Below are 21,618 nucleotides of genomic sequence, written 5' to 3' on the forward strand. Positions count from 1 at the left end.
CGATCGCCACGACCCCTCTCCCGCACGGGCTGGCGGCGTCACCTCGACCCTGATGGTCAACTCATCGTAAACGTATCGCTTTCTCGATGGGCTTGCCCTCAGAGGCGAAGTTTCGATCAACCGCCCAGGGTGTGAAGGTCAGCGCCCGCGCACGTGCATCAGCCGGGCCTTGAGCCATGCCTTGCCGGCGTGCTGCCGGCGGGCCCGGGCGGCGATCCGCTCCGGCGACGGCCCGCCCGGCGGCGCGACCACGATCTCGGCGACGCGGGTGCGCTCGGGGTAGAGGTCGTCGAGCACCGCGCTTGCCAGCGTCGCCGAATCGAGTCGATCGGCGAAACGGGTCTCGTGCAGGGTCCGCACGATCTCGGCTTCCAGCAGCACGCCCGGGGCGAGGGCGCGCAGGTCCTCGTCGTAGGCGGTCTTGAGCAGGGTCGCGGTGCCGCCGCAGACCAGCGCGAGGCTCGCGGCGACCACCCGCCCGTCGAGGCGCAGGAGGTCGGCCCGCGCCGTCACCGGTCCGTCCCCGGCCCGGAAGAGGTCCCGGGCGAAACCCGCGGTCTCCGCCCGGCACGCGAGCGCGGTGCCGGCCCGCCCCTTCCAGCCGCGCCGCTCCAGGTCGAGGAAGGCCGCGACCGCGTCGGCGAGATCGCCGTCCGGCCCGACCGCCTCGAACGTGACGCTCCCGGCCTCGTCGAGGCGCCGGCGGCGGCGGCGCAGGTCCTTGAGCCGGCCCTTGTGGGGATGCTCCTTCAGGAAGGCGTCGTGGCTCGCGCGCCGGTCGAGCACCGGGCGCGCGAAGCCCGAGACCTCGGCGCGGCCCCAATCGTGGCGGGTGAGCGCGGCGAGAAGCGCCGCGTCCGCCGGCAGGAGCGGCCACCACCAGGCCAGCCCGAGGGCGCGCATGCCGGCGACGAGGCAATCCAGGGCCGGGGCGCCCGCGGACCCCGAGACCACCAGGGGTGCGGTCACGGTGAGGTAGGGCGACGCGAAGGGCCGGGCGACCCGGCCGAGGCCGAGGGGCCCGCGCCCGATCCGGTAGGGCAGCAGCGCCAGCAGGTCCGGGCCGGCGCGCACCGTGAGGCAGGGCAGATCCGCCGGGGCCAGCCCGTGGTCGCGATGCGCCTCCAGCACGCGGCGCGCGTAATCGGGCGTCGGCCCGGCGGCGCGGGCGACGAGGGCGTCCCAGGCCGCCGGTTCGCGGATCAAGGCCGCGAGCGTCGTGACCTCGCAGGCCGGAGCGGCGGCGAGCGTCGGGAACGGAAGCGCGTGCGCGTTCATCGGGCGAAGGCCGGCGTGAGGAGACCGAGGCGGCGACGGGCGAGGACAGCCAGGACGATGCCCCGCCCGGCGGTCACGAGGGCGGCGGCGAGCGCCGCGCCGGTCAGCCCCAGCGGCGGCACCAGCGCCAGGGTGAGGAGGATCGCCGCGGCGAGGAGCGCGACCGTGACGGCGGCGCAGGCGCGCTCGGCCCCCAGCATGGTCAGGAGGTCCTCGGCCGGCCCGCAGGCGGCGGCGAGGCCGTGGCCGGCGACGAGGAGGGCGAGGAGCGGCAGGGCCTCGCGGAAATGCGGCCCGAACAGGCCGAGCAGCAGCGGCCCCGCCGCCACGACGGCAAGCCCGGTCGCCAGGGTAGCGAGCAGCGTCAGCCGCGACCAGCGCCGGACCAGGGTCTCGAGCCCCGCCCGGTCGCCCCGCGCCTGCGCCTCGGCGAAACGCTGCGCGGTGACCGAGGAGGCGGCGTACTGGACGAAGACGACGAATTGCAGCAGCCGCGTCGCGGCGAAATAGGCGCCGACCTCCGCCGGCGGCAAGAGGAAGCCGAGGACCAGCACGTCGACGAAGTTGAACCCTGAGCCGGCGAGGTCGATCAGCGCCATCGGCAGGGCCGCCCGCAGCCAGTCGCGATAAGGGTAGAGGGCGCGGGCGGCGTGCCGCTCGGGCCCCAGGCGCCGCAGCAGGATCGCGGCCTGCCAGGCGAGCGACAGGGCGGTGGCGGCGAGCGTGCAGGCGACGGCGATCGCGGCCTCGGCCGGCGCGCCGAACCCGACCGCCGCCAGCATCGACGCCATGATCAGACCCTGGCGCAGGAGGTAGGGCGGCACGACCGCGAGCAGGGTCCAGTTGCGGCCTCGCGCCACGCCCTCGCAGAAATCCTGGAGCGCGAAGAGCGGCAGCACCAGGGCCGCCACGAGGAGCGCTCCGGAATAGTCACCGGAGACGAGGCCGGGGACGAGCCAGAGCAGGGCCGCGCCGCACCCCGCCAGGAGAGCGGCGGCGGCCAGCGAGAACACCGCCCCGAAGGCCATGAATCCACGCTCCGGCCCGGCGGCCCCTTGCGCGCGATAGGTCGGCAGGAAGCGGCAGGCGGCCTGCGACAGGCCCCAGGTCGAGGCGTGGCCGAGCAGAGCGGTCCAGACCCAGATCGTGGCGAAGATCCCGTATTCCTCGGCCCCCATCAGCCGGGCCATCAGCACCTGGGCCACGAAGGCGCAGGCGGCGGCCGCGATCCGCACGCCGAACACCGCGAGCGCGGTGCCGGCGCTCCCGCCCGCCTCCGCCTCGCCGATCGAAGCCCCGGCCGCCATCCCGCTGCTCCGTCCGCGCCGCGCGAGCTTCCTCGTGTAGCGGGTGGGGCTTGCGGGGGGGTTAAGCGGATCGGGTGAAACTGAAGGCTGGGCAGGCCGGAAGCACGCAACCGCAGCGCGTCCCGCTCATGTCCCGGCCTCGCCCCTCTCCCGGACGACTGGAGCGTCAGCGGAAGGAGATCCGGGATCCAGGGGAGAATTGCCGCGAAGCGGCTCAATCTTTGCAACGTTACAGCAGTTAGAGCCGCTTCGCGGCAAGTCCTTACGCTGGATCCCGGATCTCCTTCCACTTCGTTTCAGTCGTCCGGGAAAGGGGGAGCCTGAACAACACAGCCAGCGCAACACGATCTTGCATCCGCGACCGGCAGCATTCTAGAGCGCGATATCGATGCTCGCCGCCGTGCCCCTCTCGGCCTGGGCGTAGTCGATCTGCGCCCGCAGGTTCGACGCCATGGCGCGCACGATGCGCGAGCCGAGCCCCGTGCCGCGCGGGAGGCCGCTGCCCTGCCAGCCGACGCCGTCATCGGCGACCGTGAGGCGCAAGGTATCGCCGTCGCGGCGCGCGGTGATGCGGATCTCGCCGGTGACGCCCTCGGGATAGGCGTACTTGTAGGCGTTGGTGACGAGTTCGGTGACGATCACCCCGAGGGAGACCGCCTTGTCGGTCGCGACCTCGACCGGCTCGGCGTCGAGGAGGAGGCGGTGGCGCTGGCCGGTGGCGTTCATCGCCCCGTCGAGGTCCTCGACCAGGGTCGCCAGGTAGGCGTCGACCGCCACCACCCGCACGTCGTCGGAGGTGTAGAGGCGCCGGTGGATGCCGGCGATCGCGGTGATGCGGGTCTGGGTCTCCTCCAGCGCCGCGCGGGCGGAGGCGTCGGTGACGGTGTTGGCCTGCATCCGCACGAGCGCCGCCACCAGGGCGAGGCTGTTGGCCACCCGGTGATTGACCTCGCGCAGCAGGAGCTCGGCCCGGTCGCGGGCCTCGCGCACCTCGGCCTCGGCGCGCTCCTTCTCGCGCCGCGTGCGGTCCTGGAGCACCGCGGTCGCCACCGCCTCGGCGAGCAATTCGCGAAAATGACCCTGGAGGTCCTTCCAGACGTAGTCGACGGCGCCGGCCTTCAGTGCCGCCACGGCGACGCGGCTGTCCTCCGAGCCGGTGACGTAGATCACCGGCGGCGCCTCGGGCAGTGCGCGGATGCGCGGCAGGATGTCGAGGCCGGTCTCCATCGGCATGTGGTGGTCGAGGGCGACCACGTCGAAGCGCTCCCTCGCGATCAGCGCGAGGCCGGCCTCGCCGTCGGGGGCGTGCACCACCTCGCAGCCGCGCCCCGCCAGGGTGCGGGTGACCAGCCGCGCCAGCCCGGGATCGTCGTCGATGTAGAGCAGGCGGACCGGTTCGGTCACGGTCACGCGCTTTCCGGAACCTGCATCACCGAGAAGAACAGGCCGAGCTGGCGGATCGCGTTGGCGAAGCCCTCGTAGTTCACCGGCTTGGTGATGTAGACGTTGCAGCCGAGGTCGTAGCAGCGCTGGATCTCGCGCTGGTCGTCGGTGGTGGTGAGGATCACCACCGGCGAGCGGCGCAGGTGGGGGTTCGACTTCACCTTCTGCAGGATGTCGATGCCGGTCATGTCCGGCAGGTTGAGGTCGAGCAGGATCAGCAGCGGCCGGCCGGCATTGATCTCGCCGCTGCCGTCGGGCCCGAACAGGGCGGCGAGCGCCGAGGTCCCGTCCCGGAACGACTCGATGACGTTGTTGACGCCGGCCCGGCGGATGTTCCGCTCGATCAGCCGGGCGTGGCCCTCGTCATCCTCGATCATCACGATGTGTACGGCCGGCACCTGACAACTCCCCGTGGCGCAGAGCCCGGCTGGACCGGGACGCCTCTTCCTTGCTGAGCGCACCTGCGCCGACCGCGGGAGACAGGCTCCCATGATCCTCTCTCTAGACCATTTCCCTCGGGCTTGGACACGCGGCTGGCGTAGAAAACGCCGGGACCAGGTTAACCTGGCGTTGCACTCCCTCAACCCTGACGCAACGGCAGCGTCACGCGGAAGGTGGTGCCGGTCCCGAACGCGGAGGACAGGTCGATGCGCCCGCCGAGCGCCCGCACCAGGGTGCGGACATGGGCGAGCCCGATCCCCTCCCCCGGCCGGTCCTGCACGCCGGAGCGGCGGAAGAGCTCGAACACCCGGCCGTGGTCGCGGGGGTCGATGCCGCGGCCGTTGTCGGTCACCTGGAACTCCGCGAGCCCGTCCGAGACCGCGCCCGTGACCGCGATCCGCGGCGGCCGGTCCTTCGCCCGGTACTTGATCGCGTTGTCGATCAGGTTGCCGAAGATCTGCCCGACCGCGACCCGGTCGGCGACGATCTCCGGCAGGTCGCCGATCTCGATCACCGCACCCGCCGTGTCGGCCTGGTGGCGCTGGGCGTCGGCGAGTTCCCGGACCAGGGCGGTCATCGCCAGAGGCTCGGGCTGGAAGGTGCGCCGCCCCTCCCGCGACAGCTTCAGGATCGCGTTGATCAGGCCGTCCATCTTGGTGATCGCGGCCTTGATGAAGCTCACCGATTCCGAGAGGTCGGCATCGATCCGTTCCGCGTCCGGCCGGCCGGCGAGCGCGGCCCGGATGTCGTCCTGGCTCGCCTCGATCTCGCTCGTGAACCCCATGATGTTGACGAGCGGCGCCCTGAGGTCGTGGCTGACGATGTAGGCGTAGCGCTGGATCTCCTCGTTCGATTCGCGGAGCGCCGTCTCGGCGGCGCGCTGCTCGGAGATGTCGGAATGCACGCCGACCCATTCGCGGATCGTGCCGTCGGAATCGAGCACCGGCACCGCCTGGATCGCGAAGGTGCGAAACACCCCGTCGTGGCGGCGCACCCGGTGCTCGTGGGTGTAGCGGCGGCGCTCGGCCACCGCCTGGTTCCAGCCCTCGACGCTGGCGGCCCGGTCGTCCGGATGCACCGCCTCGGCCCAGCCGTAGCCGGCATATTGCTCCGGAGTCTGGCCGGTGAGCGCGGCCCAGGCCGGTTGGTCGCCGCTCATCCGGCCGGTGGCGTCGTTGGTCCAGAGCACGCCGCGCACCGCCTGGACGGCGGCCTCGAACCGGTCCTGCTCGCGCCGCACCGAGGCGAACAGGCGGGCATTGTCCATCGCCACCGCCGCCTGGCCGGCCAGGCCCTCGACCAGCGCCGCCTCGCGGGCGCCGAAGCGGTGCGGCTCGGGATGGCCGAACAGCAGCGCGCCGAGGGTGGCGCCGGTGCCGGAGACCACCGGCACTGCGAGGTAGCTACGCACCGGCAGGTGGCCCTTCGGCATGCCGCCGTGGCTGCCGTAGCGCGGATCCGCCGTCACATCCTCGCTCAGCACCACCCCGCCGGCGGCGAAGGTCTCGCTGAACAGGGTGGTCGCCCGCGGCAGGCCGAACCGGGTGAAGGCCTCCCGCGGCGCACCGGTGAGGCTGAGGAGCTGCCAGTGCTCGGGGCCCTCGGGACCCTCCGGCACCCGCTCGAACAGGGCGCCGTAGGCCGCCCCCGTCAGGTGGGTGGCGGCCTCCACCACCGTGTCGCCGAGGCGCTGGCGGTCGAGCTCGCTCGACAGGGCCGTGCCGAGGCGGTTCAGCACCTCGAGGCGCTGGGTCTCGGCGCGCAGGGCCGCGGCGGCCTTGGCACGCTCGGCCGCCCGCTCGCGCTGGCGCTGGGCGGCGCCCGCGATCTCGGCGCTCACCGCGGCGACCTCCGCCGGCACGCCCGCGAGCACGGGCGTCGCGCGGCCGAGGCCGAGCGCCTCCGCCTGGTCGCGCAGGGCCTGGAGCGGCGCCGCGATGCCGCGGGCGAAGGCGAAAGCGAGGAGCGCCGCGACGGCTGCCAGCATCCCGCCGAGCCCGGCGAACCAGACGAGCGACGCCCGGACCGGCGCCGCCAGCGCCTCCTCCGGCACGCCCACGGCGACGCGCCAGTCCGGCACGCCGGCTCGCGCATAGGCGACGAAGAACGGGTCGCCCTCGAGCGAGGTGCCGCGCCAGCTGCCCTCCGGGCCGTTGGCCGCGCGCAGCTCGTCGGGGGCCTGCGTGCCGGTGAAGCGCTCCGGCGCCCGGGTGCGGGTGAGCACCCTCTGGTCGCGGTCGATCACCGTCAGCACCCAGGCCTTCGGCACGCCGCCGGAGGCGAGCACGTCGCGGATCCGCGAGGTTGGCAGGGAGAAGGACAGGAGGTAGAGCACCGCGTCGCCACCCCGGCGCACCACCGGCACCGTCACCCGGAAGCGACCGTCGATCACGCCCGAGACCGCCGGGCGGCCGTTCAGCGCGCTCGCATCCGCCGCGTCGAGGCGTTCCGCCATCGGCTCGGCGCCGAGGTCGATCAGCCGCCGCCCGTCGGGGTCGCGCAGGGTCGCCGGCAGCCCGCTGCGGCGATAGAGTTCCTGCATCTGCTCGCGGAAGGCCGTGACGTCGCCGCGCTGGAGCGCGTTCGACAGGCTCAGGGCCTCGAGCGTCGCGATCAGGCTCGCGACCTCGCGGTCGACCGCCGCCGCCTCCATCCGGGCGCGGCCGAGCGCGTCGGCCTCCAGGCGCTCGCGGGCGGCGCCGGCGAACTGCCACAACACCACGCCGCCGAAGATCAGGATCGGCACCGCCAGGCCGAGGGCGAAGACGACGAGGCGGCGCACGATGGAGCCGGGACGCGACCGTCCCGGCGCGAGTGTCGGGGCAGGCCCCGGCGGGGCTGCTTGGGCCTGCATCAGCATGAAATGGGGTCCTACTCGCCGGGCTCGACGTAGAGCCTCCCGCCAGCGCCTAAGAATTCCGCCGATTTTTGGGCCATGCCGGCCGCCCGGGCCGCTTCGCCGAGCGGTGTGGCCTCGTTGACCACGGCGCTCGCCGCCTCCATCGCCAGCACCTCGGCGCGCAGGTCCTGGGTGATCTTCATCGAGCAGAATTTCGGGCCGCACATCGAGCAGAAATGCGCAACCTTGTGGGCGTCCTTCGGCAGGGTCTCGTCGTGGTAGGCGCGCGCGGTGTCCGGATCGAGGGAGAGGTTGAACTGGTCCTCCCAGCGGAAGTCGAACCGGGCCCGGGACAGGGCGTCGTCGCGCAGTTGCGCGGCCGGGTGGCCCTTGGCGAGGTCGGCGGCATGCGCGGCGATCCGGTAGGTGATGACGCCGGTCTTGACGTCGTCGCGGTTCGGCAGGCCGAGATGCTCCTTGGGCGTCACGTAGCAGAGCATCGCGGTCCCGAACCAGCCAATCATCGCCGCGCCGATGCCCGACGTGATGTGGTCGTAGCCCGGCGCCACGTCGGTGGTGAGCGGGCCGAGGGTGTAGAACGGCGCCTCGCCGCACTCGGCCAGCTGCTTCTCCATGTTGACCTTGATCTTGTGCATCGGCACGTGGCCGGGGCCCTCGATCATCACCTGGCAGCCCTTGGCATGGGCGACCTTGGTGAGTTCGCCCAGGGTCTCCAGCTCGGCGAATTGCGCCGCGTCGTTGGCGTCCGCGATCGAGCCCGGACGCAGGCCGTCGCCGAGCGAGAACGACACGTCGTAGGCCCGGCAGATGTCGCAGATCTCCTCGAACCGCTCGTAGAGAAACGATTCCCGGTGCCCGGCGAGGCACCAGCGCGCCATGATCGAGCCGCCGCGCGAGACGATGCCGGTGACGCGGCGCGCCGTGAGCGGCACGTGCGCGAGGCGGAGGCCGGCATGGATGGTGAAGTAGTCCACCCCCTGCTCGGCCTGCTCGATCAGGGTGTCCTTGAACACCTCCCAGTCGAGCTTGAGCGGGTCGCCGCCGACCTTCTCCAGCGCCTGGTAGATCGGCACCGTGCCGATCGGGACGGGGGCGTTGCGCAGGATCCAGCCGCGGATGTTGTGGATGTTGCGTCCGGTCGACAGGTCCATCACCGTGTCGGCGCCCCAGCGGATCGCCCACACCATCTTCTCGACCTCGTCCGCCGCCGAGGAGGTCACGGCCGAGTTGCCGATATTGGCGTTGACCTTGACGAGGAAGTTGCGGCCGATCGCCATCGGCTCGAGTTCGGTGTGGTTGATATTGGCCGGGATGATCGCCCGCCCGCGCGCCACCTCGTCGCGCACGAAGTCCGGCGTGATGAAGGGCGGGATCGCTGCCCCGAAGCTCTCGCCGTCGGCGAGCTTCCCCTCGGCCCCCGCCAGCATCGCCTCGCGGCACAGGTTCTCCCGATGGGCTACGTAGATCATCTCCTCGGTGACGATCCCGGCGCGGGCGAACTCATATTGCGTGACGCGCTCGCCGGGAGCGCCCCGGCGGATGGTGCGGGCGGCCGGGCACGGCGCCACCAGCCTGTCCTCGCTCGCGAATCCGTTGTCCTCCGGCCGCACCGCCCGGGGGGCGACCGGCGCGTAGCCGCGGCCTTCGATCCAGGACTTGCGGATCTCGGGCAGCCCGGCCGCAAGGTCAATGCGCGCATCCGTCTCGGTGTAGGGGCCGGAGGGGTCGTAGACCCGCACCGGGGCCTCGCCGGGATCGGAGAGCGCGATGGCGCGGTAGGGCACGCGGAGGTCGGGACGGTCCCTCGGCGAGGCATAGGCCTTCGCCGAGCCGGTGACCGGCCCGGTGGTGACGCGCGTCGGCGATCCTGCGGCGAGGATGGGTGCGTTCATGGATCTCTCCCGGGGAGACGATCCGGCCTCGAGGCGCGAGGACGCACGGGTCACGTCGGTCATGGCAGGTTCCCGTCCCTCCGCCGGTACGAACCGGATCAGGTTCAAGGGTCAGGACGCACGCTCGTCCAATCTCAGCCCCAGATGGCGGGGCTCCCCTCGGTAACGGGGGGACTGTCGGGTGGGGAACGGGGTTTGTCAATCGGGGGCCGCGAGGGGGTGCTGCGGCATCCCGGCCCCTGTCTTGAAACGCACGGACGCCGCGACCCAGATACGGAGGACAATCCTCACCGCTCGGGAGCTTGCCTTGGGACGCCGTGACCGGCGCTGGCGCGACGACGACCCCTCCACCCACGGCCCGGCCACGCGCGAACCGGTGGTCTGCCCGCTCTGCGAGCGGCCGATCCCGCGCGACGCCCGCCAGAGCAAGCATCACCTGACCCCGAAGCTGAAGGGCGGCACCCACGGCGAGACGGTGCAGCTGCACCAGATCTGCCACTCGGCGATCCATGCCCGCCACAGCGAGGCAGAGCTGGCGCGCCGCCTCAGCGACGTCGAGAGCCTGCGGGCCGAGCCGGAGATCGCCCGCTTCCTCGACTGGATCCGCACCAAGCCGGACGACTTCCACACCGCGACGCGCATGACCAGGACGCGGCGGGACTCGAAGCGGAGTTATCGGTAGCGGCCATTTCTGGCAGATGAGAACGCGTCCGCTTCCCGCGACGGGCGGTGCAAGCTCCGTCGTCATTCCGGGCTCCGCTGCGCGGCCCCGGAATGACTCAGAGGACTTCAACATCGTCGAGAGGGCCAACAAGCGTCAGAGCACGCCGGGTGGAAGCTACTCAGGACAGTAAATCGATCGTTGCGAATCCCGGCACGATTCGACCCGCCGACCGTGCGCCGATCTTTACGTCTCCCTGCGAGCCTCGGGCCATCCTCGTGGAGACGCCGATGTCCGCCCGCCCCAACACCGAACCCGCCCTCTCGGTCCGGCCGGACGATCCGGTGCGCCCGCGCGCCGCGCCGGAGGCCGGGCGCCTCGCCTGGGTCGACGTCGCGAAAGGCATCTGCATCATCCTGGTGGTGATGATGCACTCCACCCTCGGGACCGGCGAGGCGATGGGGGGCGAGGGCTTCATGCACCACGTCGTCGAGTTCGCCAAACCGTTCCGGATCCCCGACTTCTTCCTGCTCTCCGGCCTGTTCCTCGGCCGCGTGGTGGACCGCGACTGGCGCCTCTTCGCCGACCGGCGCATCGTCCACTTCACGTATTTCTACCTGCTGTGGATGGTGCTGCAATCGGCGGTGAAATACGGCCAGATCACCGACGGCGCTGGCCCGGGCGCCTTCCTCGCGCACCTCGCCCACGGGTTGATCGAGCCGTACTCGACCCTGTGGTTCATCTACCTGCTGGCGGTGTTCTCGGTCGCCGTGAAGCTCCTGCGCCGGGTGCCCGGCCCGGTGCTGCTGATCGGCGCCGCGCTGCTGCAGCTCGCCCCCATCCACACCGGCTCGACCCTGATCGACGAGTTCTGCGACCGCTTCGTCTACTTCGTCGCCGGCTATCTCTTCGCGGCCCGCATCTTCGGGCTGGCCGACTGGGTGCGGGCGCGGTCCGGCCTGGCCCTCGCCGCCCTCGCCGGCTGGGCGCTGATCGAGGGCGCCCTGGTCTTCACGCCGACCGGCTTTCCCTCGCGCCCGAACCTGGCGAGCCTGCCGGGGGTGAGCCTCGTGCTCGGCGCTGCCGGGGCGCTCGCCATCGTGGCGACGGCCGCCCTGCTGACCCGGGCCGGCGGCCCGGTCACGGCGATGCTCCGGGCCTGCGGCGAGCGCTCGATCGTGATCTACCTCGCCTTCTTCCTGCCGATGGCGGCCCTGCGCACCGTGCTCGTGAAGAGCGGGATCATCGAGGATATCGGCCTCGTCTCGCTTCTCGTCACCGCGACCGCGGTGGCTTTGCCCCTCGGGATCGAGCGGCTGGTGCGCCACACCCCGGCCCGGTTCCTGTTCCGCCGCCCGGCCGCCTTCCACCTCGTCGGCGAGGAGCGGCCCGGCCCGGCACCCCGCCTCGCGGCGGCCCGCACGACCTGAGGCGGCGTCAGCGCCGCCTCTCCGCCGCCGGCCGCACCAGGTGATCGAGGAAATTCCGGATCTCGCGCCGGCGGCGCTCAGGGACCAGCACCTCGGCGGCGACGCCGAGGCGCCAGGCGAGGTCGGGGCGTCCCTCCGGATCGTGGTGCAGGTCGCGGAAGGCATCGGCGTAGGCGTGGAGTGACGCCTCGTCCCGGCACAGGCCCGCCTCGACCACGCCTTGCGTGGAGAGCCGCAGCATCGCCGCGACCTCGTCGAGGTCGAGCTCGGGATGGTACTGCGTGCCCCAGAACACCCCCTCGCCGAGGCGGATCTCGATCGCCTGGACGTCGAGGCGGTCGTTGCCGGCGAGGACGCGGGCCCCCGGCGGCGGGTCGATGACGGCGTCGTCGTGGATCGCCGGCGCGTCCCAGGCCGCCGGCCGGCCGGCGAGCAGCGGGTGCCCCTCCCCGGCCTGCGTCCGGCCGATAAAGCGGGCGAGCCCGTATTCCGGACCGCGCGGGTTGCGGGCGGCGCGGCCCCCGGCGATCGTCGCGGCCACCTGCACGCCCCAGCACGAGCCGAAGACCGGGAGGCCGGCCTCCAGGGCCGCCTTCACCAGGTCGCATTGCCGCGTCACCGCGGGACCGCCCTCCTCCACGTGCAGGGTCGAGCCGGTGAGAACCAGGGCGTCGCACTCGGACAAGGCCCGGGGCAGCACCGCATCCGCATCGGCCGGGGCGACGAGATGGCAGCGGGCGTCGGGGGCTAGCGCCCGCAGGATGCCCGCATAGGTCTCGGCCGAGGTCTTGTCGCAGACCGTGAGATGCGTCTCGCGGCCGGCCCGGTCGTTCCCGTCGGCCACCAGAAGGTGCAGCATGTCGGCTCCTTGTTAGAGCGACCGCAACGCGGCCAAGGATGCGCCGTTCCGGCACGGCTTGCCGCAGCCCCGCGGCCACAGCGCTAAGTCACGACGATCGTTCGACAAAATTTCGGTTAACGGCCCTTAAACCCGCCTCATTTAGCGTCTCTTGAGTACCCCCGCGTGGGCCGGCGACACCCCGCGCAGGCCAGCGACACCCTGCGTGGGCTGGGATTGTCCGGGGCGTGAAGGGGAACGCGGCGGGATGGCGAAGGGACGCGAGCGCAAGGGTCGGGTCGAGCCGCGATTCGAAGCGGACGGGCCCGCCGACCCGGCGGCCCTCGACCTGCGCCTCTCGCGCGGCGACCGGGCGGGAGGCGGCGTGGCGAAGGGGACCTCCAGACCGGCGGCCAAGGCTGCCTCGAAGCCTGCCCCGAAGCGCGCCAGCCGCGCGGCGGCCGCGCCGCGGCGCCGCCGGCGCTCGTTCCTCGGCACCCTGGTCTACGGCACCATGGTCCTCGGCCTGTGGGGCCTGGTGGCGGTCGCCGGCATCGTCGCCTATCACGCCTCGCAGCTGCCGCCGATCGACCAGCTCGCGGTGCCCAAGCGCCCGCCCAACATCGCGATCCTGGCCGCCGACGGCTCGCTGCTCGCCAATCGCGGCGAGACCGGTGGGCGCACGGTGAGCATCCGCGAATTGCCGCCCTACCTGCCGCGCGCCTTCGTGGCGATCGAGGACCGGCGCTTCTACGGCCATCTCGGCATCGACCCGGTCGGCATCGCCCGCGCCATCGGCCAGAACCTGACCCGCCGCGGCGTGGCCCAGGGCGGCTCGACCCTGACCCAGCAGCTCGCCAAGAACCTCTTTCTCACCCAGGAGCGCACCGCCTCGCGCAAGATCCAGGAGGCGATCCTGGCCCTGTGGCTGGAGCACAAGTACTCCAAGGACGAGATCCTCGAACTCTACCTCAACCGGGTCTATTTCGGCGCCGGCGCCTACGGCGTCGAGGCGGCGGCGCAGCGCTACTTCGCCAAGCCCGCGAAGGACGTGACGCTGGCCGAGGCCGCGATGCTCGGCGGCCTCGTCCAGGCGCCGTCGCGGCTGGCGCCCAACCGCAACCTGCCCGCGGCGCAGGCCCGGGCCGCCCAGGTGCTGGCGGCGATGCAGGAGCTGGGCTTCGCCAAGCCCGCCGATGTGCAGACGGCCCTGGCCCAGCCGGCGAAGCCCGCGCGGGCGAAGGGCGGCGGCTCGGCCAACTACGTCGCCGACCTCGTGATGGACGTGCTCGACGACTATGTCGGCAAGATCGAGACCGACGTCGCGGTGCAGACCACCGTCGATCCGGCGCTCCAGGGCATCGCCGAGCGGGCGCTGGTCGACGAGCTGAACCAGAAGGGCGGGCGCTACAACGTCGCGCAGGGCGCCGTGGTGTCGATGCGGCCGGACGGGGCGATCCGGGCGCTGATCGGCGGGCGCGACTACGCCCAGAGCCAGTTCAACCGCGCCACCACGGCCAAGCGCCAGCCCGGCTCGGCCTTCAAACCCTTCGTCTACCTGGCGGCGATCGAGCGCGGCCTGACCCCCGACACGGTGCGGGACGATTCGCCAGTGAACATCAAGGGCTGGAGCCCGGAGAACTACTCGCGCACCTATAGCGGCCCGGTCACCTTACGCGATGCGCTGGCCCACTCGCTCAACACCGTGGCAGTGCGGCTCGGCCAGGAGGTCGGCCCCAAGGCGGTGGTGCAGACGGCGCAACGCCTCGGCATCACCTCCCCGCTCCAGGCCAATGCCTCGCTGGCGCTCGGCACCTCCGAGGTCACGCCGCTCGAATTGGTGGGCGCCTACGCGGCCTTCGCCAATGGCGGCATGGGGGTGATCCCCTACGTGATCGCCAGCGTGAAGTCCGTCGACGGCCGCACCATCTACAAGCGCGCGCCTAGCGGCCTCGGCCGGGTGATCGACGCCAACGCGGTCGGCATGATGAACGGCATGCTGCACGAGGTCTTCGTCAGCGGCACGGCGAAGAAGGGTGACATCCCCGGCTGGGACCTCGGCGGCAAGACCGGCACCACCCAGGATTTTCGCGATGCCTGGGCGGTCGGCTTCTCCGGCACCCTCGTCACCGGCGTCTGGCTCGGCAACGACGACGGCGAGGCGACGAAGAAGGTCTCGGGCGGCAACCTGCCGATCGAGATCTGGAACCGCGTCATGACCGCGGCCTTGCGCGGCGACAAGCCGGTGCCGCTTCCCGGCGCCGCCCGCTGGCGCCGCAGCAGCGGCACCGCCGTCGCGGCGGCGGCGGCCCCGGCCGAGCCGCAGACGCTCGGCGGCCTGATCGACACCCTCGTCGGCGGCGGCCAGCCCCCGGCGCGCCAGCCGGCGCCGCAGCGCGGCGGGCCGACGCGGGAGGACAAGAACTTCCTGGAGCGGCTGTTCGGGGTCGATTGAGGCGGCGAGCTTAGGCCCGGCCCTCGACCCACCGGTCCAGCAGGAGGTGGGGCAGGGTCAGGGCCGCGAGGAGCTGGAGCGTCAGCGCGAGCAGGCGCTCGGTCCCGTCCGCCTGGGGATAGGTCGGCCACAGCAGCAGGCCGATCAGCAGCGTGAGGCCGAAGACCGGCAGCGCGAGCACGACCGCCCGGCCCATCCCGTCGACCGCCGGCGCCCGCACCGGATCGGCGGCGAGCGCCCGCATGTGGCGCGGCGCGTGCAGGCAGACGAAGTAGAGCCCGAAGGCGCTGAGCGGCGGCAGGACCCGGAAGGCGAGGCTGAGAGCCGCGAGTTCGGCGAGCAGCCCCGGCGGGGGCCGCCGCAGGACGAGCCAGGCGAGCGCGAGGCCGAGCCAGGCCCAGGCGACGACGGTCCACCAGCCCGGCAGCACCGGCATCGCCGTACTGGTCACGACCGCGAAGATCCGGGCGGTCTCGCCCGGCTGCATCAGGGCCGGCAGCGCGATCGGCAGGCCGCCGCGCACCAGGGCCTCGACCGGCCGGCCGGGCCCGGCATCCTCGCGGCCGAAATGCAGCACCGACAGGCCGAGGAACGCCGCGAGGGTGAGGTCCGGCGCGAGCCGCCAGACGATCAGCACCGCGGCGGTGAGCGCGAGATAGGGCGCGGCGAAGACGAGAAACCAGGCCCGGCCGAAGCGCGGCGCCAGGAAGGGCTTCGCCACCTCGCCGTCGAGGGCGCCGTGCGGCACGCCCAGACCGATGACGAGGGCGAGCACCATGGCCCACCCGGTTTCCCGGGGCATGAGGGCGGTCGCCGCGAGGAGGAGGGACGCCGCTGGGATGAGGCACGCGGCCGCGCCCCGGGGCAGCGTCGCGGTCGCGTCGTCGAGCATCCGCGCGCCGGCCGGCGCCGGGATCGGAATGGGCCGGCGCGCCACCGCCCTACTCCGCCGCCGCGAGGTGAGGCCGGGCCGGCGACGCCCCGATGCCCTGGGCGATGTCGCGATCGACGCGCTTGGCGGTCTGCACCGTTGCCATCAGGCCGTAGACGACCTTCGCCGTGAGATCGAGCACCGCGATGATCCCGAGGCCGAGCGCCGGCCCGAGCAGGCCGAGCCCGTCGTCGCCGAACAGCAGCACCACCGGATAGGCGAGCCAGACCACCGACAGGAAGACGGCGTTGCGCAGGAAGGTGGCGCGGATGTCGTCGCGCTCGCGGGCGTTCTCCTGCCGCAGCTGGACGAAGATCCCGTAATAGACCGCCAGGAAGGCGCCGCAGGAGATCGCGAACCAGGTCCATTTCAGCCACGTCACCTGGGAGAGGCCGAACACGAAGGCGGTGACGATCATGATCAGGTCGGAGCCGATCATGCCCCACACGATCGCCGGCCGGCGCATCCCGCTATGCATCGCGGTGTTGGCGAGGCCGAGCAGCAGGAGCGGCGTGGTGAACGACCAGTCGATGTAGCGGGCGAAGTAGAACGCCCGGGTCGCCGTGCCGGCATCCGGGCCGGCCGGCAGCGCGATGCTGCCCTGGCCGGTGGCCATGGCGAGGTACGAGCAGGCGGCGATGATCGGCACCAGACCGTGGATGATCGTATCGGTCTCCTCGGCCCTCGTGCGGCTCTTGCCGATGAACAGGATGAGGGCGGCGCCGACGCTCATGCCGGCGAAGCCCAGCCAGAGCCAGAACTGAGGGGTCATCGAATCGTCCGTTTCGTCTTGAAGGCGGGATTATCGCGACGGCTCGAACGTGCAGCCGCGAGGCGCCGGACAACCGGGCGGACCGGGCGCGGTTCCTCTGGGTCAGGGTCGCGGGGTTGCCGCAGTGCAGAACGAGGGTGCACGGTCGGGTCGCCCGCGCCCGCCCCGGGGAGGTCCGATCGTCGTCCCGCGCCAATGGCGAATGCAGTCCGGGCGCTGCGGCGCCGAACCATCGCGCGAAACGACGCAGACCCCTGCACCGGCCGCGCTTGTCGCGCCCCCGGCCCCGGGCGAAGCTGCCGCACCGCCGCTCCAGGACCACCCGATGCCCCCCTCCTCCGATCTCGTGACGATGCGTGCCACCGACCTCGCGCGGGCGATCCGCGACCGGGCCGTCTCGGCCCGGGAGGTGATGCAGGCCCATCTCGACCAGATCGCCCGTCACAACCCGGCGGTGAACGCGGTCGTCTCCCTGCGCGATCCGGACGCGCTGCTGGCCGAGGCCGAGGCGGCCGACCGGGATCTGGCGGCGAACGGCCCGCGCGGGCCGCTCCACGGCCTGCCGCACGCGGTGAAGGACCTCTCGGCCACGGCCGGGATCCGCAGCACGCAAGGATCCCCGCTGTTTCGCGACACCGTGCCGGCGACCGACGCGCTCCATGTCGCGCGGCTCAGGGCGGCGGGCGCGATCCTGATCGGCAAGACCAACGTGCCGGAATTCGGCCTCGGCTCGCACAGCTATAACCCTGTCTTCGGCACGACCCGCAACGCCTACGATCCGGCGAAGGCCGGCGGCGGCTCGAGCGGCGGGGCGGCGGTGGCGCTCGCTATGCGCATGGTGCCGCTCGCCGACGGCAGCGACCATGGCGGCTCGCTGCGCAACCCGGCCGCCTGGAACAACGTGCTGGGCCTGCGCCCCGCCGCCGGCCGGGTGCCGGGCCACACCGACGAGGTTTTCCTGCCCCAGCTCGGCGTCAACGGGCCGATGGCGCGCTGCACCGCCGATCTCGGCCTGCTGCTCTCGGTCCAGGCCGGGTACGATCCCCGCACCCCGAACGCGATCCGCCAGGATCCGGCGATGTTCGCCTCCGTCCTGCCGCGGGAGCTGAAGGGCCTGCGCATCGGCTGGATCGGCGATTTCGGCGGTCATCTGCCGTTCGAGCCCGGCGTGCTCGACCTGTGCGAGGCCGGCCTTTCCGTGTTCTCCGCCCAGGGCGCCGCGGTCGAGCCGGTGCTCCCCGCCTTCGATCCGGAGGCGATCTGGCGCGCCTGGCGGGTGATGCGCCAGTGGACCACCGGCGCCACCCTCGCGGCCCATTGGCGCGATCCGGAGAAGCGCGCGCTGATGAAGCCGGAGGCGGTCTGGGAGGTCGAGCAGGGCCAGACGCTCTCGGCCTTCGACGTGCACGCCGCCAGCGTCACCCGCACCGCCTGGTACCACTGCGTGCGCGGGCTGTTCGAGCGCTTCGACGTCCTGGCCCTTCCGACCGCCCAGGTCTTCCCATTCGACGCCGGCGAGACCTGGCCGCGCAGCATCGATGGTCGCCCGATGGACACCTATCACCGCTGGATGGAGGTGGTGGTGCCGGGCACGCTGTCGGGCTGCCCGGTGATCAGCCTGCCGGTCGGCTTCAACCCGGCCGGGCTGCCGATGGGCATCCAGCTCATCGCCCCGAACCACGCCGAGGCCGAGTTGCTCGCCATCGCGGCGGCCTACGAGGCGGTGACGGGTTTCGACCGGGTCGTGCCGCCCGCCTTGCGCGGCTGATCCTTGCGCGGCCGATCTTGGCGCGGGTGATCTTGGCGCGGCCGATCACGGCGGCGTGATCGGCCGAGGCGTCCTGCTGTGCTTGCCGCTTGTCAGAGCTGCCGGCATACATGGCGGGCAACAAGCTCGGCCACGCCTGAACCGGCCGATACGCGAGGAGACCCCGATGAAGCCCTTCCTGATGGCGGCCCTCGCCGCGAGCGTGTCCTTCGTGGGCGTATCCTTGGCGGGCGCCGCCTTCGCGCAGGACACGACCGCTGGCGACACCAAGGCCAAGGTCGACAACCTGGAGAAGCTCGGCAGCTTCAAGCAGACCGGCGTCGCCGAGCCGCTGCCGATCCCGCAGACCGGCCGGCGCGCCGACGCGATCAACCGCACCCTGCAGAAGATCAAGGTGCCGGACGGCTTCAAGATCGAGCTCTACGCCGTTGTGCCGGATGCCCGCGCCATGGCGGTCGGCCCGAATGCCGGCGTGGTCTGGGTCGGCACCCGCAAGTCCAAGGTCTACACCGTCACCGACCGCGACAAGGACCGGGTCGCCGACGAGGTGAAGGTCTACGCGCCGGGCGTCGACTTCAAGATCCCGAACGCCGTCTGCTTCTCCCGCGACGGGGTGCTCACCATCGTCGAGCAGAACCGGGTGCTGGCCTTCCCGGCCGCCGAGTTCTTCTACGAGGGCACGGACGGCCCGGCGGTCGTCGTGGTCAAGCAGGGCGAGCTGATCCCGCCCGCCGAGGAGAGCTACAACCACACCGCCCGGATCTGCCGCATCGGGCCCGACGGCAAGCTCTACGTCTCGCTCGGCCAGCCCTACAACGTGCCGCCGAAGGAGAAGTCCGACCTCTACGCCAAGACCGGCATCGGCGGCATCATCCGCATGGACGCCGACGGCAAGAACCGCGAGGTCTACGCCACCGGCATCCGCAACTCGGTCGGCATGGACTTCGCGCCCGACAAGACCCTGTGGTTCACCGACAACCAGGTCGACGGCATGGGCGACGACCAGCCGCCGGGCGAGCTGAACCAGATCACCAAGCCGGGCCAGAATTTCGGCTTCCCGTATTACGGCGGCGGCACTGTGCGCACCGTCGAGTACAAGGACGACAAGATCCCGGCCGACGTGGTGCCGCCGAAGGCGGAGCTGCCGCCCCACGCCGCCGATCTCGGCATGATCGTCTACAAGGGCAAGTCGTTCCCCGAGAAGTACCGCGGGGGCATCTTCACCGCCGAGCACGGCTCGTGGAACCGCACCACGCCGATCGGCGCCCGGGTGATGTTCGTGCCGGTCAACAAGGACGGCACCGCCGGCAAGCCCGAGCCCTTCGCCGAGGGCTGGCTGACCGAGGGCGGCGAGTATCTCGGCCGCCCGGTCGACGTCGCGACCCTGCCCGACGGCTCGCTGCTCGTCTCCGACGACACCGCGGGCGCGATCTACCGCATCTCCTACGAGAAGTAGGTTTTTCTCGAGGAGGGGGCGGCCGAAGGGCCACCCCCTCCCCTCTCTCAGGAGACGTTCATGACCCGCGCGCTTGCCCTCCTGCTCCTTCTCGCCGCGACCGTGCCCACGGCGGCCGGCGACGCCAAGGCCGGCCGGGCCAAGGCGGTGGGCTGCCAGGCCTGCCACGGCCTCGACGGTCTCTCGAAGCTGCCCGACGCCCCCAACCTCGCCGGCCAGGTCGAGCCCTATCTCGTCAAGGCGCTGACCGAGTTCCGCAACGGAACGCGGAAGAACGAGGTGATGTCGGTGGCGGCGCAGGATCTGTCGGATGCCGATATCGCCAATCTGGCGGCGTATTACAGTGGGATCCAGATCGATGTGGTGCCGCCGGGGTGAGCGGTGCTGTCCGAGAGACCGAGTGCTTGTTTGATTGTCTCGCCATACTCGATATCTTCCGCCTCGTCCCGAGGCAGCGGAACTCGGAATGCAGAGACTCGAGACCTTTTTGATCGACCTCCTTCGTCAATCTGACTGATAGGCCGATGTCTCTCTGCGTCATCCCGGGGCTCGCCGCAGGCGAGAACCCGGGATCCATAACCGCTAACGGCGCAGAAAAAGCCGGAACGCGTTCCGCTCCATCCTGAACCCGCAGCGGTTATGGATCCCGGGTTCCGCTGCGCGGCCCCGGGATGACGCGGAGGGTTATCAGGACCGTCACTTGGCCGACCACTCCTCTCGACCTTCCACGTCGTCGAGTGTCTCCCTAAGTCTCGCCCCGGGATGACGCCGAGAGATGCCGGGCCGGGACTACACTCCCACCCGCCCGATCACCGCCACCGGCCCGCCCCCGTCCGGCCCCTGGTGCTCCGCCCCGCCCGACACGAACAGGTCGGTCCGGCCGATCGCCGCCGCGGCCACGCCGCCGACCAGGGCGCGAGCGTGGCGGGTGGCGTTGATGTCGCTGTCGTCGTTCATGATGTGGCGCTGCCCGCGGATCAGCCCGTCGCCCGAGGGCTCGGCCTTGGCCAGCAGGGCGACGACCCGGGCGGCGGCCTCCGGCGGGAGCTGGCCGGCGGCGGGAAAGCCGAGATCGGCGAGGGCGCCCTGGATCGCCGGAAGGTCGATGCCGTCGCGCATCACCCGGTGGGCGATGCGCAAGGGGCCGCTCCAGCCCGGGGCGTTGCCGAGCACGATGACCTCGTTGCGCATCAGCTCGATCCCCGCCGAGGCGCTGGCTCGGCCGGAATAGAGGTCGGTGCGGGTGCCGATCACCGCATCGTCGAGCGTCGTCTCCGGAATCTCGCCGAGCGCCAGCCCGATCCCCAGCGCCGAGGCGCCGCGGGAGAGGCCCATCGAGGCGTAGGTGTCGTGGGTCGCGACGCCCGCGCCCCGGGCGGCCGCCTCCTGAATGCGGGCGCTGGTGAGGAGCGGGCACTTCACCTGCACGAAATGCACGTCCTCGACCGCGTCGAGCCCCGCCGCCGCCATGGCGCGGCGCACGGCCGCCGCGGTGGCGCGCACCTGCGCCATCCGGCCGATCTCCTCAGGGGAAAAATCCTCCGTGAAGGCGGTCCCGACCGCGAGGGCCCGGCCCGTCCCCGCCGGCCCCTCGCGCCGGGCGAGGACGAGGAAGTGGGGCGAGAGCCCGCCCTCGGTGCCGCCCGACATCACCAGGGCGACCCGGGCGCCGATCGCGGCGGGCGCAACCCCGAGCCGGGCGCCGAGCGCCGCCTCCAGCGCCATCACGGCGAGCGGCCGGGTGAAGTCGTTGACGCAGCCGTTGCCCTCGGTCTTGCCGAACACCGCCACGATCTCGTCGGCGCAGACCGCGCCGGATTCGATCAGGACGTCGAGGCCCGAGACGTCGGCGGGGTGCCGGGTCGGCACGCGGAAGACGAGGCATTCGGGCATCGGGGACTCCTTGGAACCGTCTCACAGCCCCGGACGCGTGCGACCGGGGAGCGGCCGCGCCGCCCTTGCAAATGCCCCACCAACCCGCCCGGCGGTGCGGCGGCGCCACAAGCGTAGCCATAACGGCGCCACCCGGGTAGCCGGGCCGGGGGCGGATGCGCTAGTCTGGGGTCCCGCGCCCGGGAGGTCCGCA

Annotated in this window: 16 protein-coding genes and 1 riboswitch; of the genes, 6 read left to right on the plus strand and 10 right to left on the minus strand. The window is 72.2% G+C overall.

What is annotated here, in order from left to right; genetic code table 11:
• Positions 1-138 precede the first annotated feature (138 nt).
• The 6 genes from BM430_RS16495 to thiC form a co-directional block, all read right to left on the minus strand.
• A complete protein-coding gene (locus BM430_RS16495; RefSeq protein ID WP_093568339.1) occupies positions 139-1,278 on the minus strand; it encodes a GNAT family N-acetyltransferase in 1,140 nt (379 codons plus the stop codon).
• Positions 1,275-2,585, minus strand: coding sequence for a lipopolysaccharide biosynthesis protein (locus BM430_RS16500; RefSeq protein WP_093568340.1), 1,311 nt, complete (start codon positions 2,583-2,585; stop codon positions 1,275-1,277). The genes BM430_RS16495 and BM430_RS16500 overlap by 4 nt, the downstream gene beginning before the upstream one ends.
• Positions 2,586-2,957: 372 nt before the next feature.
• Positions 2,958-3,989: a sensor histidine kinase gene (locus BM430_RS16505; protein WP_244539511.1), complete on the minus strand. Its 1,032-nt coding sequence runs from the start codon at positions 3,987-3,989 to the stop codon at positions 2,958-2,960.
• A 2-nt stretch (positions 3,990-3,991) separates the two neighbouring features.
• Positions 3,992-4,405, minus strand: a complete 414-nt coding sequence (locus BM430_RS16510; RefSeq protein ID WP_064503883.1) for a response regulator — start codon at positions 4,403-4,405, stop codon at positions 3,992-3,994.
• 203 nt (positions 4,406-4,608) lie between these two features.
• Positions 4,609-7,329: an ATP-binding protein gene (locus BM430_RS16515; RefSeq protein ID WP_244539512.1), complete on the minus strand. Its 2,721-nt coding sequence runs from the start codon at positions 7,327-7,329 to the stop codon at positions 4,609-4,611.
• 11 nt (positions 7,330-7,340) lie between these two features.
• Positions 7,341-9,221 (minus strand): phosphomethylpyrimidine synthase ThiC, encoded by a 1,881-nt coding sequence (gene thiC, locus BM430_RS16520; RefSeq protein WP_093568342.1) that lies wholly within the window; start codon positions 9,219-9,221, stop codon positions 7,341-7,343.
• Positions 9,222-9,279: 58 nt separating this feature from the next.
• A riboswitch (TPP riboswitch) is annotated at positions 9,280-9,391 on the minus strand.
• A 137-nt stretch (positions 9,392-9,528) separates the two neighbouring features.
• Between thiC and BM430_RS16525 the strand changes: the two genes are divergently transcribed.
• A complete protein-coding gene (locus BM430_RS16525; RefSeq protein ID WP_093568343.1) occupies positions 9,529-9,903 on the plus strand; it encodes a restriction endonuclease in 375 nt (124 codons plus the stop codon).
• 269 nt (positions 9,904-10,172) lie between these two features.
• On the plus strand, positions 10,173-11,312 hold the full coding sequence (locus BM430_RS16530) for an acyltransferase family protein (protein WP_093568344.1): 1,140 nt from the start codon (positions 10,173-10,175) through the stop codon (positions 11,310-11,312).
• Positions 11,313-11,319: 7 nt separating this feature from the next.
• Here the strand turns inward: BM430_RS16530 and BM430_RS16535 are convergent, their stop codons facing one another.
• Positions 11,320-12,171: a type 1 glutamine amidotransferase gene (locus BM430_RS16535; protein ID WP_093568345.1), complete on the minus strand. Its 852-nt coding sequence runs from the start codon at positions 12,169-12,171 to the stop codon at positions 11,320-11,322.
• Between the two features lie 247 nt (positions 12,172-12,418).
• On the opposite strand from BM430_RS16535, the gene BM430_RS16540 reads away from it, so the two are divergent.
• Positions 12,419-14,605, plus strand: a complete 2,187-nt coding sequence (locus tag BM430_RS16540) for a transglycosylase domain-containing protein (protein ID WP_093568346.1) — start codon at positions 12,419-12,421, stop codon at positions 14,603-14,605.
• A 10-nt stretch (positions 14,606-14,615) separates the two neighbouring features.
• Here the strand turns inward: BM430_RS16540 and BM430_RS16545 are convergent, their stop codons facing one another.
• Positions 14,616-15,542, minus strand: a complete 927-nt coding sequence (locus BM430_RS16545; RefSeq protein ID WP_244539513.1) for a Brp/Blh family beta-carotene 15,15'-dioxygenase — start codon at positions 15,540-15,542, stop codon at positions 14,616-14,618.
• Positions 15,543-15,546: 4 nt separating this feature from the next.
• Positions 15,547-16,308 carry a bacteriorhodopsin gene (locus tag BM430_RS16550; RefSeq protein ID WP_093568347.1) on the minus strand — a complete coding sequence of 254 codons (762 nt, stop codon included), beginning with the start codon at positions 16,306-16,308 and terminating at the stop codon, positions 15,547-15,549.
• Positions 16,309-16,633: 325 nt separating this feature from the next.
• Here BM430_RS16550 and BM430_RS16555 point away from each other — a divergent pair, with 325 nt between their 5' ends.
• From BM430_RS16555 to BM430_RS16565, 3 genes are all read left to right on the plus strand, one after another.
• Positions 16,634-18,076, plus strand: a complete 1,443-nt coding sequence (locus BM430_RS16555) for an amidase (RefSeq protein ID WP_093568348.1) — start codon at positions 16,634-16,636, stop codon at positions 18,074-18,076.
• A 166-nt stretch (positions 18,077-18,242) separates the two neighbouring features.
• Positions 18,243-19,532 (plus strand): PQQ-dependent sugar dehydrogenase, encoded by a 1,290-nt coding sequence (locus BM430_RS16560; protein ID WP_093568349.1) that lies wholly within the window; start codon positions 18,243-18,245, stop codon positions 19,530-19,532.
• A gap of 60 nt (positions 19,533-19,592) precedes the next feature.
• Positions 19,593-19,910, plus strand: a complete 318-nt coding sequence (locus BM430_RS16565; RefSeq protein ID WP_093568350.1) for a c-type cytochrome — start codon at positions 19,593-19,595, stop codon at positions 19,908-19,910.
• A gap of 411 nt (positions 19,911-20,321) precedes the next feature.
• On the opposite strand, the gene BM430_RS16570 is transcribed toward BM430_RS16565, so the two are convergent.
• Positions 20,322-21,425: a cyanuric acid amidohydrolase gene (locus BM430_RS16570; protein ID WP_093568351.1), complete on the minus strand. Its 1,104-nt coding sequence runs from the start codon at positions 21,423-21,425 to the stop codon at positions 20,322-20,324.
• Positions 21,426-21,618: the final 193 nt, after the last annotated feature.

It is taken from the genome of Methylobacterium sp. 174MFSha1.1 (assembly GCF_900116815.1).
GTDB lineage: Bacteria > Pseudomonadota > Alphaproteobacteria > Rhizobiales > Beijerinckiaceae > Methylobacterium.